Annotated in this window: 10 protein-coding genes and 1 pseudogene; 8 read left to right on the forward strand and 3 right to left on the reverse strand. The window is 60.6% G+C overall.

Annotation, left to right across the window (positions count from 1 at the left end; all coding sequences use genetic code 11):
* Positions 1-641: 641 nt before the first annotated feature.
* On the forward strand, positions 642-1,073 hold the full coding sequence (locus tag E5790_RS20950; protein ID WP_032966734.1) for a BLUF domain-containing protein: 432 nt from the start codon (positions 642-644) through the stop codon (positions 1,071-1,073).
* A 172-nt stretch (positions 1,074-1,245) separates the two neighbouring features.
* Here the strand turns inward: E5790_RS20950 and E5790_RS20955 are convergent, their stop codons facing one another.
* The gene (locus tag E5790_RS20955) at positions 1,246-2,733 is read right to left on the reverse strand and encodes an EAL domain-containing protein (RefSeq protein WP_232418984.1); all 1,488 of its coding nucleotides are present in this window, start codon (positions 2,731-2,733) and stop codon (positions 1,246-1,248) included.
* Between the two features lie 506 nt (positions 2,734-3,239).
* Between E5790_RS20955 and E5790_RS20960 the strand changes: the two genes are divergently transcribed.
* Together E5790_RS20960 and E5790_RS20965 are read left to right on the forward strand one after the other, a co-directional pair.
* On the forward strand, positions 3,240-4,268 hold the full coding sequence (locus tag E5790_RS20960; RefSeq protein ID WP_005413325.1) for an alpha/beta hydrolase: 1,029 nt from the start codon (positions 3,240-3,242) through the stop codon (positions 4,266-4,268).
* 32 nt (positions 4,269-4,300) lie between these two features.
* Positions 4,301-5,782 carry a porin gene (locus E5790_RS20965; protein ID WP_005413324.1) on the forward strand — a complete coding sequence of 494 codons (1,482 nt, stop codon included), beginning with the start codon at positions 4,301-4,303 and terminating at the stop codon, positions 5,780-5,782.
* Positions 5,783-5,801: 19 nt separating this feature from the next.
* Here E5790_RS20965 and E5790_RS20970 read toward each other — a convergent pair whose 3' ends face one another.
* A complete protein-coding gene (locus tag E5790_RS20970; protein ID WP_232418982.1) occupies positions 5,802-6,293 on the reverse strand; it encodes a helix-turn-helix domain-containing protein in 492 nt (163 codons plus the stop codon).
* A gap of 100 nt (positions 6,294-6,393) precedes the next feature.
* On the opposite strand from E5790_RS20970, the pseudogene E5790_RS20975 reads away from it, so the two are divergent.
* From E5790_RS20975 to E5790_RS21000, 5 genes and pseudogenes are all read left to right on the forward strand, one after another.
* Positions 6,394-6,921, forward strand: a pseudogene (locus E5790_RS20975) (cation transporter).
* A gap of 438 nt (positions 6,922-7,359) precedes the next feature.
* The gene (locus tag E5790_RS20985) at positions 7,360-7,974 is read left to right on the forward strand and encodes a hypothetical protein (protein ID WP_032966728.1); all 615 of its coding nucleotides are present in this window, start codon (positions 7,360-7,362) and stop codon (positions 7,972-7,974) included.
* 283 nt (positions 7,975-8,257) lie between these two features.
* On the forward strand, positions 8,258-8,974 hold the full coding sequence (locus tag E5790_RS20990; RefSeq protein ID WP_032966726.1) for a hypothetical protein: 717 nt from the start codon (positions 8,258-8,260) through the stop codon (positions 8,972-8,974).
* Between the two features lie 245 nt (positions 8,975-9,219).
* On the forward strand, positions 9,220-9,852 hold the full coding sequence (locus E5790_RS20995) for a hypothetical protein (protein WP_032966723.1): 633 nt from the start codon (positions 9,220-9,222) through the stop codon (positions 9,850-9,852).
* Positions 9,849-10,979, forward strand: coding sequence for a hypothetical protein (locus tag E5790_RS21000; protein ID WP_032966722.1), 1,131 nt, complete (start codon positions 9,849-9,851; stop codon positions 10,977-10,979). Before E5790_RS20995 ends, E5790_RS21000 begins: the two co-directional genes overlap by 4 nt.
* Positions 10,980-11,184: 205 nt before the next feature.
* Here the strand turns inward: E5790_RS21000 and E5790_RS21005 are convergent, their stop codons facing one another.
* Entirely contained in the window at positions 11,185-12,279 is a 1,095-nt protein-coding gene (locus tag E5790_RS21005; protein WP_050557867.1) for a site-specific integrase, read from the reverse strand.
* Positions 12,280-12,348 lie beyond the last annotated feature (69 nt).

Below are 12,348 nucleotides of genomic sequence, written 5' to 3' on the forward strand. Positions count from 1 at the left end.
TCGTTCCACACGCCGGCTGCCCCGCAGGCAGTGCAGGTGGCTTCAATCTGCAGGGCACGGGCCAAGCCACCCTCTGCGCCAAGCCTATAGGTGAGATCAGTGATCTTGAATATGCCGGTGTGACTCATCGGGGCATCGAAGTAGGTCTATTGCGGAAAGATACGGCTAAGGAGATATCGGGAACGTGGGCGTGATGTTGAGGCGCCGTAGCGCCGCCGCCTACTCGCTGCCCTGTGAGCTGAATTCCTCAAGCCTGGCACGACTGACCGACTGGTGGTTCCCGCAGCCAGGGCAGTCGAGAGCTGCAGCACCATTGAGGTCAACCAGTCCATGCCCGGGGGTCGCTCTGAACTGCCGTGAGCATTTCAAGCAGGAGCAATCAATGCGGGTTACCTGAAGCAAGGTGCCATCTGCACGGGTCACTCCTTCGACGCTTGTTACATAGAACTGTCCGATGTCGCGCATGAAGATGAACGAAGTCCTGAACGTGGGGCGCCCATAATGCGGCTTGCTCGGGCGTTAGGTTCGTTGATGGGAGCAGCAGATTCTGAAGAGTTAAGAATGCGCATCCCGGCCCCTACTTGTGCCGAGTGGTAGAGTGTGAATAGGTGCCGATGTGGCCCTCTTTCAAGGCAAAGACCATGCCCATTCGGGCCGTTGTATACGCAAGCGAAGCAGTTGAAGGTCTTTCGATTGATCAGCTGGAAGCGCTCGTAGCCGATGCTGCGAGGTTCAACAAAGTTGCAGGCGTGACGGGAGTTCTGCTGTACGACGGAGCTAGATTCGTGCAGTACTTTGAAGGCCCGGAAGATGGGGTCGCCAGCGTCTATGAGCGCGTGCTGCAATCGACGAGCCACACGGGCGTCGTAGAACTGGCGAGAGGCCGCGTATCTACGAGGCAGTTCCCCTACTGGTCAATGCATCGGCTTCCCGCCGATCAGCTGCTCGTGGGCAAGCTGGCAAGGGCCGATTGGTCGCGCTTCAAGAAGAGTGAGCCTGAGGAAATTGCTGGATCGGTGTGGGGAATTGATGTGCTGGCCGCAGCTGTAGCCCCCTACGTGCAGGCCGCATAGGTTCGACTCAGATCCGATCTCGACGATGCCCTTTCGGGGCGTCAACAGCGATGGGTGTGAACACCATCAACCGTTCGGTTGCACTGAGTGGGGAAGGCTCGTGCATGTAACAGTGGTCTTTCGTCTTGCTGCGCCATTCCTCGGCGCGGGTACATAGTGGAACAGGAGCCATTCACGGGTCAGTGAATGGCTCGTCGCCATTGTGTGATTTGGCCAGGACAGCGGCGGCTTCAGCCGGGACAGGCATGCCGTATAGCCATCCTTGGCCTACTGCAGAAGGCGCGATCTGCTGCAGCAATGCATCCTGCTCTGCAGTCTCCACTCCTTCCACGATCACCTCCAGGCCGAGCTGGCGAGCGATCTGGTATATGCCCGGCAACACCGGGCGCAAGGGTGATTCCTCGGTGATGGCCGATACGAACATGCGGTCAATCTTGATACCGATGAAGGGGGACTGGGCAAAGTGTGAGAAGTTGGAGCTGCCAGTTCCGAAGTCATCAATGAGGAATCGGAATCCCAATGCTGCCAACGCTGCCATGTGTGCGGTTACGCCAGGGCAGACCAGTTCCTCACGTTCGGTGATCTCGATCCTGACCTGATCCGGTAGAACACCGGCCTGCTGCGTGACGCTTACGACGAAACGAACAGTGTCCTCCGAAGCCATGTCAACGGGCTCAGCGTTTATGCTCAGGTATGGTGCATTCTCGCCGGCGAGGGCCGGTGCCATCTCTCTCAGCGCCTTCGACAGTACGTACCGGAAAAGATCTGAACTCAGGCCAAGTTGGCGGGCCATTGGTACGAAGATGCCAGGAGATATTTCGCCTTCGCCAACTGGGCTCCAGCGGCTTAGCACTTCGAACCCGACAAGGTGCCTATCCACAACGGTGTATAGAGGCTGATACACCAACTCGATCTCGTTTCGGCGCATGGCAAGGCTGAAGCGCTGCTGGAGCGTCTGCCTTGCGGTCCTGTTTCGACGAATTAGGAGGTACGAGAAGGTAATGCCAAGCGCGGCACCTATGCCGATGATGGTGTAGAGCAGAGAGGGGGCAAGGTCCCAGATGCCCCGCCGGGGCCGTGATACGAATGCACAGACGTTTGCCTTGTTGCTGCATCGGCTCAGCCGTATGCGGGATGATGTGGCTTCACTGGCGTCCGCTGCAGGCTCCACACTCCGGAACACATAGGAGCGATCACGCGTTTCGACAGTGAATGTGCTGGTTCTCGCCGGGTCCAAGCCATCGAAGGACGAGGGCGATGACACCGTGAATGTCCGGCCCTGGGCGATCAGGTTGGTGCCTCCGTAAGGCGAGCCAACGAGATCGGACGTATTCCATAGCTTGGTATCGCCCGATGAATAGTGCGGCGCAGGAAGCTTGAACGGAACGATCCTTCCCCAAAGCGCACTGCACAGCAGGTGATCATCCTGGATCCGGCCCACGTCACTCATATAACTGGAATCGAAAGCGACTTCCTTGAGTGCTCGAATGTCGGCGTCGGAACACAACGCGAAGGTAGACCTTAGCGCCGCGTCTGAAGCGACCCTTCTTGCCTGCGAGACAGTCTCTGCCCGGACCACGACGGCTTCAGCAATGGTCTCTGTGGACTCGCTGTCCTCCACGTAAAGAACGGCCTGGGCGACGATCAGCATCGCTAGCATGGACAGAGCTACAGGCCCTAGAATTGTCAACAGGAATCGAGTGCGGTTGCTGGTGGCGGTCAATCGGCTCCCCCTTGAACGGAACTGCCTCCGGCGCTGAATCAGAATCGCATTGCTGCTTAAGATGTATCGGCACTCTGTCACAGAACTGCAGAGATGCTTTGAAGAGCGCGGGGGCATGTATCGCTTACGAGGGCATCCCGCCGCAGTGGCCCGGGTAGAGCCGAGCCATAATCTGCCAAACATCGCGCGAGTCGCTTGCCATGGACAGCAGCGCTGTCATCAGCAGTAGAGAGCCAGTTGCCGGAGCGGGGAGGGGTAAGAAGACCAGGAAGCCTTACAGTATTGTCATGGCAAATCCTATGGCGACTCTCCAGCCAAAGGTGTCCACTTTGATGTTGCGGCGCACACAGAAGAGCACGGCCCAGCTAGTCCCATCCGGCTATAGGTCGCCAGCGCAACTCGACGCACACTTCCCCCCGTAGAGGCCGACGGGAGGGCGTGATATGAGTCTGCATGCGGGGAAGCTGCGCGGGCTGGCAGTGCTTCTGATCCTGCTGAATCCATTGCTTGCCGGCGCGGTGCCAGCGGCGCCGCCTGCACTGGCACCCGAGGTGGTTCCGCTGTGGCCGCAGGACCACTGGCAGCAACGCGCGCGTGGACCGGAACGGACCGGCGTCGAAGGCAGCGCGAAGGGCGCGGTCTCGGGAATCAGCGACGCGCGCATGGAGATCTACCGACCGCTGAAACCGAACGGAACAGCCGTGGTGATCTTCGGCGGCGGGGGTTACTTCCGCATCCAGATCGGCAGCGCCGCCAAGCCGACCGCGCAGTGGCTGCAATCGCTGGGTGTCACCGCAGCCGTGGTGTACTACCGGCTGCCTGCCGATGGATGGGCACCGGTTTCGCCGTTCCAGGATGGCCAGCGCGCCATGCGGCTGCTGCGCGCGCAGGCCGCAAGCCTGCGGGTTGATCCGGAGCGCATCGGCGCATTGGGCTTTTCCGCCGGCGGCAATCTCGCCGGGATCGTTGCCACGCGCTTCGATGCGCCGTTGTATCCGCCGGTGGATGCAGCCGACCAGCTGTCCGCGCGTCCGGACTTCCTTGGCATGATCTATCCGGTCGTTTCAATGCGCGCGCCGCTGGACCACACCCGGTCGAAGCGGGAACTGGCCAGCCAAGGCGACGCGCAGCAGGCCTATTCGGTCGAACAACACGTCCGCAAGGACATGCCGCCGGTGTTCCTGGCCCAGGCCGTGGACGATCGCACCGTCGATGTCGGCCACAGCGTGGCGATGTACCAGGCCACGCATGCGGCAGGCATTCCGGTGGAGCTGCATCTGTTCGAAGCCGGAGGCCATAGCTGGGGGCTGGGCAAGCCCGGAACATTGGTGGCGCAGTGGCCGCGGCTTTTTGCCAACTGGGCGCGCAGCCACGGCTACCTCGGGCCGCCGCTTGCGCGGCTGCAGCCGCACGATGCCAGCGCGATACCCGCCGCTGCAGCTCAGCTTGACGATGATGGCGCGGGCGACTGAGCCGCGCACCGTATTTCATTCGGGAGAACTGCATGAATTCACTGAATCGTGCCGCGCTTGGCGCGGCTGCCGGCGGCTGCCTGTTGCTGGCCTCCCCCTCTGTGCTGGCCGCGGCTGGCGATACCGAAGCCGGATTGCGTGCGCAGGTGCAGCAGCAGGCAAAGCAACTGCGCGAGCAGGCATCACTGCTGGAGCAGCTGAGCGCACGCCTGGCTGCACTGGAGGGGACCGCTCAAAGTACCGGCGCGGCACCCAGCAGCGGTGCGGGCGTCGATGCGCAGCTGGCTGCGGCCATCGCTGACACCCGCCAGGACGACATGGCCATTCTGCAGGCACAGGTGGCACAGCTCGCCGCAACCGGTGGAGGAGGGGGTGGCAATGTGCGCTGGCGCAAGGGCGGCCCTGAGTTCCGCAGCAGTGATGGCCAGTTCACCTTCCACCCCCGCGGCCGGGTGATGGTCGATTTCAGCAGTACCCACGGATCCGCGTTCGACGCACGCAACATCACCGGCACCGACCTGGCCAGCGGCCGCCTCGGTGCCGAAGGCCGGATGGGACCGCTGGGTTACAAGATCGATGCGGACTTTGCGGGCAACGATGTCTCGCTGAAGGACACCTATCTGTCCTGGGACACGCGGGTGAGTGGCCTGCCAACGGAAATCTACGTGGGCAACAAGCTCAAGGACCGTGGCCTCGATGGCAGCACCAGCGGCGTCAATACGCCTTTCATGCAGCGCAATGCGGTGGCGTCGGTCGGAGCCCAGCAGAGCGGGTACTACGGGCTGGGCGTCACCACGAAGGTGATCGGTGATGGCTGGCACGCCAGTGTGGCGGTGACCGGCGACGATATCGGCAATGACAGCACGGCCAGCGACACCGTTGCGTATCTGCTGCGCGCACACTGGAACCCACTACGCGGGCAGGCAGGCTTCGTGCATCTGGGGGGCTGGTACTGGTACGAGAATCTCGGCCAGGACGTGGGCAGCATCAACAAGACCTCTCCGATCGCGCTGGGCTGGAACGGCAACGTGCGCGTGTCGGCCAGCTCCATCGCCAACGTCACCGACAACCGCGCCTGGGGGCTGGAGCTGGGCGGAGTGTATGGTCCGGTCTGGGCCTTCGCCGAACAAACCACCCGCACCATCGAGTCACGTACGGTCGACTCGGTCGACCAGCGGGCGACATCGATCTACGCAGGCTGGCTGATCACCGGCGAGCGCCCCGGATTCAGCAGCCGCTCCGGGGTATGGGGCACCACACGGGTATTGCGCCCGGTGCAGGAAGGTGGCGTTGGCGCCTTCGAGCTGGCTGCGCGTTATGACCGCTACGACTTTCTCGATGCGGCCCGGGGCGGCGAGGGCACCGCATGGACGCTCGGGGTGAACTGGTACCTCAACAACTGGTCGCGCCTGATGCTGAACTATGTTCACTGGAAGACCGACAACAAGGTCGGCAACGCCCAGGGGCCTGATTCCGGCAATACCATGGGCGTGCGAGCGCAGGTTTCGTTCTGATGTGGATGGGTCAGCAGGGTCATGGCTGCGACTGAAGGGCTTCCAGCACCCTGCAATCGGCTACGCGGCCGCCCGGGCAATTGCCGATCATCCGCTTCAGTTTGCCCTGCAGCGCCTGCAGGTCGCGAATCCGGCGTGTGATGTCGGCGATATGCGCCTTCACCACGTCATCCACTGAACTGCACTCGTGCTCGCGCTGTTCACCAAAGGCAATCAACTCGCGGATCTGCTCGATGGAGAAGCCCAGTTCCCGCGCCCGGCGAACGAACGACAGGCGCCTCTGGTCCTGGGCGCCGTAGTAGCGGTAGTTGCCCACGGACCGTAGCGGCGGCTGCAGCAGGCCGATATTTTCGTAGTAACGGATGGTTTCGGCCTTGCTGCCGGTCTCGCGGGCCAGCTGGCCGATGGTTAGGTGGTTGGACATGGGCTTGACCTTGTAGTGGCTACAGGGTTGATAACGATGGTCCGAACCTTTCTCAAGCCAGGCCACAGCTTGGCGGGAGTCATCCATGGACCACTGCTGCGGCCACAAGCGCCAGGAACTGGAAGCCTTGGCTCTCCATAGTGCGCAGCGACGCGTACTAGTGGCGGTGCTCGTCATCAATCTGGTGATGTTCCTCATCGAGTTCCGCGCGGGCATCGTGGCGCGCTCCAGTACTCTGCAGGCTGATGCGGTGGATATGCTGGGTGACGCAATCGTATAGGGCCTGAGCCTGTGGGCGGTGAACCGGGGGGCGCGTTGGGAAGCTGGCGCAGTCCTCGCCAAGGGGCTACTGATCCTGGCCTTTTTTGTCTTCATCGTGGTGGAGGTGGTCAGCAAGCTGGTCCACGGCGTGCCGCCTTCCAGCGGCTTGATGCTGGGGTTCGGAGCCATCGCGCTGATGGCCAATCTGGTGTGCCTGACATTGCTGTGGCGGTTCCGCGCGCTCAACATCAACATGAAAAGCACCTTCGAGTGCTCCCGCAATGATGTCGCAGCCAACTTCGGTGTACTAGTGGCTGCCGTTGTCGTTGCGCTGACCGGACGCGGCTGGCCGGACATCGTAGCTGGCGCGGTGATCGCCCTGCTATTCATCAAATCTGCACTGGAAGTGATTGGAGAAGCATGGCCCGCGTGTCGTACAACGACGAAGGAGTGACGCGAGGGTAGTAAAGGTTGAAGCCCTCGCGCCATTTTAATGCTCGCCGCTGAGCGAGAGCGGACGTTGCCGGCCTCGTTGAGCCCTACGCTTTGGGTGCCTAGGGCATATTGCACTCGGCGCCGATCTGCTCAGTGAGAACTGTAAGGGATTGCTGAAATGCGGCCGCAAATTCCTGGCCGCCGTCTCTCTCGTGACTTTGAGCGATCGAGGGGAGCAATCTGGTCCACGTGTCGAGCAGAACCCCCGGATCTTGGTGTGTTAGAAACGAAACCCGCAGCGCATACTCCATTGCCTTTAGGTAGCCGCGGTGCATCTCAAGCACGGCCTCGCATGCACGGAGGCGATCAAGGATTTCTGTGATTTCGGAGGTCATGGCAGTCTGGACAGGAAGGGGAGTGGAAGGCGATAGTCTGCGAACATCTAAGCGAGCCCGCTATGAGCATCCTCAACCTTCTGCTCACTCGTGACCACCTTGTCGTCGCAGTGGATACCCTTGCAGAGGACGCGATCACAGGGGCACATTCCGCAGGGGCAAAGCTGCTGCTGATCCCTCAGCACAACCTAATGCTTGCTACGCGAGGTTCTACGCAATTCTTCCTCCGAATTTATGAACTGGTACTCCAGGCCAGCTTCCGGGCAGATTTCACAATGGAACAGCTATCTGCTGAGTTGGGGCTGGTGGTGGACCAGCTGTGGCCGAACTACGAGAGGGCGGCCGTCGAGGCGGGATTACCGATCGAGCAGCTCGGAACCGAGTTGGTGCTTGGTGGCTGGTCGCCGAAGAACCGTCGGATGATGGCAACGGCATATGCCAAAAATGACAGCCAGCGACCTTGCGTGGTCCAGTCGATCGGGGGGCAGCTGGCGTCGCCAGGCGAACCGCTCCGAGCCGTAACGCCCAGCATGGCCCAGACGGATCTCCTGGCCCATGCGCGTTTGCAGGCCAGCTACCTCAACGAGCAGTTGGGGAGGCAGGTGGCAGGAGGGCGGCTGCTCGTTGGATTCCTGCAGAAAGGGCAGGCCGTACTCAAGGATTTGGGAGGGATTTAGGTAGTGGCACCGCACTGGCTCGGGCTGCGATCCGGTCCTGCCTCACCCCATCTCTGCCGGAATCGTGGAACTGACCTCCAATGAAATAGTTGAGGTAACTCCTGGCGCGACCGATGTGCGGCCGGGAATGCGTTCCAAGTTAAGTCGTGACGCTAAGGGCATTTGGCCGCAGTGGCAGGCCTCACCCAGGCATGAGTCTAGGTAAAACCCCTTAATCGTATCGACCATCAGCAGTCAGACTCACGGGGCCGCCTATTCGGCCGAAAAATCGGGCAAAACAGCAATGGCAAACATCGCAACTTCGATCCACATCGAAAACAATGACTTGCTCTCTCTGTGCGAAGATTTCTATAGAAGCCTCGACCAGGTAGCCAAAGTTGCAATTGGCAGCACATACACGCAAGAACTTTTGTCGCTGGTCGAACTCAGCGGGTTCGCTAGGCTAAGCGACGATTTTCCTGATGGCTACACAACCATCATAAGCGCTGATGACCTCAGTGCGTATCTTCGAGGCGGAGAGTATGGCGAGATGGTACGCAGGCAGTGCGTTGTAAGCATCTGCGCATGCACAGAGGCTTTCGTAAGCTCGCTGTTCCCAATCATGGGGCTAGAAGAGTCAGATGGAGAAAGGTATGGCGAGTTCGCAAAGGAATTTAATGTTGATGTGCAAAACGGCAACAAGGTGCTCAGGAAGATCTATTACATCTACAAGCATCTCAAGCTGGCACTAAAGTTTGAAACGTCCAACTGGGAAACTACGCAGTGCCCACGCATGTTGGACGAGATGTTTACGATTCGGCACACCATAGTCCATTTCGGCGGGATGGTGAAAAAGCCGGCGCACCGCGAAAGAATTGGCAGGTTATTTAGGCCCGATGGCGACGAATTGTCGCTCAGCCCGAATTCAATTGACGACTTCATTCATCGTGCGACCATAAACCTTCATGGCCTTATAAGAAAAGTTGATGCATACATCACTCATATCAACAAGAATGAATGACAAAATGCTCAACTGGGCGCAAGTTCCGCTTCACGATTATTGCACGCCAGAAGTGCGGGCGTGACGGCGTTGCTCTAGAGGTGGCGAGCAGTCATGTCCGTAAGATCGCATAGGCAATTCGATGCCGAAGCCATAGCCTTGGTGCCTGTCTCAGTCAGTGCGACTGACCGGGGCTATAGTGAATGACGCTAGGGGCGCCCGATATGGCGCGGCACATTAGTGACTCAAGCAATGGGGCAGAAGGCATGAGGAGTCATGAGTACGTCCTGCTGGACGGGATCAGTCGAGCGAAGATCGGCCGTTACTTGGGGACTGCGGCAGCCGCCATTTCAGCGGGCATTGTCTACTTGGTCCTGCGGGTGATCGATCTGGCCGCAAGGTACGGCCTACCTGCGCACCTGACGCCCTCGGTAATGGCGCTCATCGGTGCGGGGGCCGTGTACCTGATCCTCTATTGGCTATTCGACCGCCACCTCTGGCGAATTCCTTGGCTGTCACGGCTGCTGAAAGTCCCCGATCTGCAGGGGCAGTGGCGCTGCGAGGGGACTTCGTATGGCGGGGCGGACGATGCGTCGGCGCGAGACTGGACCGGTACGGTGTCTATTGCCCAGAGCTGGGATCGATTACGAATTCGCTTGACCACCGAGCAATCCGGGTCCGATAGCGTGGTCGCGGCACTGATGCACGATGAAGCTGGTGGCTACCGGTTGTTTTATAACTATCGCAATGATGCGCGTATCGATCAACCTAATCTTGCCAATCACGTAGGCTTCTGCGACATGACTGTCAGCGCGGACCAACAGCAGGCCGAAGGTGACTATTTCAATGGTCGAGGGCGTGCGACCTACGGTCGAATGCGCTGGAGGCGCCAATCATGACCGCAATCGATCATCGGCTCCAGAAGCTGCGCGCCCGGCGATCGGGTGCTGACCGCTCCGCCGCAGTTGCCGCGGATCAACAGGTCGAGATCCTCCGCAAGCAGCTCTTGGGGGAGGCCTATGAGCGGCGGGCCGGGGGCAAACCATCCACCCGCTACGCCTTGGGCGCCATGCAGGAGGTCGATCCCGACTACACGCGCATCAGCGTCGAGACCGCCAGCCGGGTCGAGAACCAACTGCGACAGCGGTTGGCGGCCGAAGGACTCGGCACCACCTATCGTTTGCAGGGTTCGGTGCCATTAAATGTGCATATTCGGGGCGTCAGCGATGTGGATCTGCTGACGATTGGGCTGGGTTCGTTGTATTACGCGCCAGGCGGTGTTCGGGCCCAGCGCGGAGCTTACTCCCCGCCGGTTCGCGACACCCTGCTGTTGCTGCGCGATCTACGTCGCACGAGCGAGTCTGCCTTGCGCGCCGCCTTTCCGGCAGTCGACGTAGATGCGACCAATGCAAAGGCCGTCAAGCTCAGCGGCGGCTCGCTAGCTCGTCCTGTCGATGTCGTCCCTGCGGTGTGGTGGGATACGTTGCAGTACCAGCTTAGTGGACTGGAATACGATCGTGGCGTCTCTATCTACCACAAGTTCGACCACGTTACGATCGACAACTTGCCATTTCTCCATATTAAGCGGGTGTCAGACCGAGATATTGTGGCGTTCGGCGGCCTCCGCAAAGCGATCCGGCTATGCAAGAACGTCAAAGCCGACGCAGAAGAGGAGGGCACGATGATCGGCTTATCCAGCTTTGAGATCGCCGGCTTGCTCTATCACGCGGACCTGGCCGCACTGCGCGCCGGCGCGCAATGGGAGCTGGCAATCCTGACGGAGGCGCAACGGCACTTGGATTGGTGCTATCACAATCCCACCGAGGCTCAAGCGCTGATGACGCCCGATGGTTCGCGGCGCATCCTGGATACGCCCGAGAAAGCTGCCGCGCTGTGGCGACTATCAATGGAGATGGACAAGCTGTTGCGGCAGGTGGCGCGGGAACAGGATTCGACCCTGTACATGCAGGAATCCCCCAGCCTGGAGAACAGTCGACGCGCGGTGGAGCATGTGATCGTCCAATAGGAATTGCGCGCCCCAGTCGTAGTGGCATCGAGGACCAAGGGCCGGCCCGCGACTATCAAGCAGGCCCGCGGCCGCGTTGGTGTTGACGGCGCCGGCCCGGAGGTGGTCGACCGCTGACCGCAGCCCATGGTCGGTCATGGTCATCAAGGCGGGCGGGACGATGCCCTGACGGGCAGGGCGGCTTTCGCCGCGACTGCCAAGGCAGTCAATCCGAAGTTGACTTTATTGAGCGTTCCAGCATTCGGGCCGCCGGATTCGTTTCGGCTGCACCGGCTTGATAGTAGCCAATTACACTCACCACCGATCGGTGATCGGTCATTGCCATGATGGCTGGCAGGGCAATTCCTTGCCTAGCACCTTCCGTCACGAAACCCGATCGTAGGCTGTGACCGCCAAAGCTCCCCACCAACCCGGCAGCGCGTGCGCGATTCTGGATGATGGTGGCCACCGACTTCGGTGACAAGCCGGCCCCAACTTTCCCGCGTGTTAATTGGCGGAAGAGGGCACCCTCCTGCAGTCCAGCCGCTTCGATCCAGGTGCGAAGCGCTTCGGCCGGTGGACCTAACAAGGGCTTGTCCGGCGAGCCGCCTGCTTTGACGCCCTCCTGAAGCGTTTTACCGACATCCAGGTGGTAGAGGTACCCGCCGTCGATCGGCGCAAGCTTGCTCAAGGCGGCATGGGCCGTCTCGCTCCGCCGGCGCCCACCACTGGCGAAGGCAAAGTAGAGCAGGGCACGATCACGTTTCCCAACAAGATCGTCCTCACAGGTCGCAATCATCGCCATCAATTCGGTCGCAGTGATCGCCGTCTTCTTGCTCGGCCGCTCGCCGCGCTTATGTGCGGCGCGACGGCCCTTGGCCAACAGCTGCCGAACCTCGCTGCTTTCGCAGGGATTGGCCAGCTTGAGCAATTGATGGGCGCTGGAGAGCACCGCAACGCGGTGGACGATGGTCGACAGCTTGAGCGGTCCTTGGCGCTGCTTGAATTTGCCTTCTACCAAAAGCGCATCCAGTGTCGGCGGCAGCTCCCAGGTCAGGGCGTCGCCTGAGCGCCGGGCCAGATGATCGATGATGAACTGGATCACGCAAGACGCGTCGACCGGCATGGCGATGACCACTCCGTAGCGGCCTTGGTACCAGGCCGCCCAGTAGCGCAATGCGGTGGCGTAACTGCGCGTGGTGTTGGCCGAGGCCGCTTCGGCGAAGACTTCGCGTACCGCGTCCGCCGAGGACTGCGAGAGCTGCGCCACGGTCGGTTTGGCAGGAGCCGCGGTGGTCAGAGTTGGCAGGAGGTCGCTCATAAGTGATTGAAAATATAGCGCAAAAATCTCCCGAGTTCCGATAAATATATCTTATCGGAACCATCAAAG

Source organism: Stenotrophomonas sp. PAMC25021 (genome assembly GCF_004795795.1).
Taxonomy (GTDB): Bacteria; Pseudomonadota; Gammaproteobacteria; order Xanthomonadales; family Xanthomonadaceae; genus Stenotrophomonas; species Stenotrophomonas muris.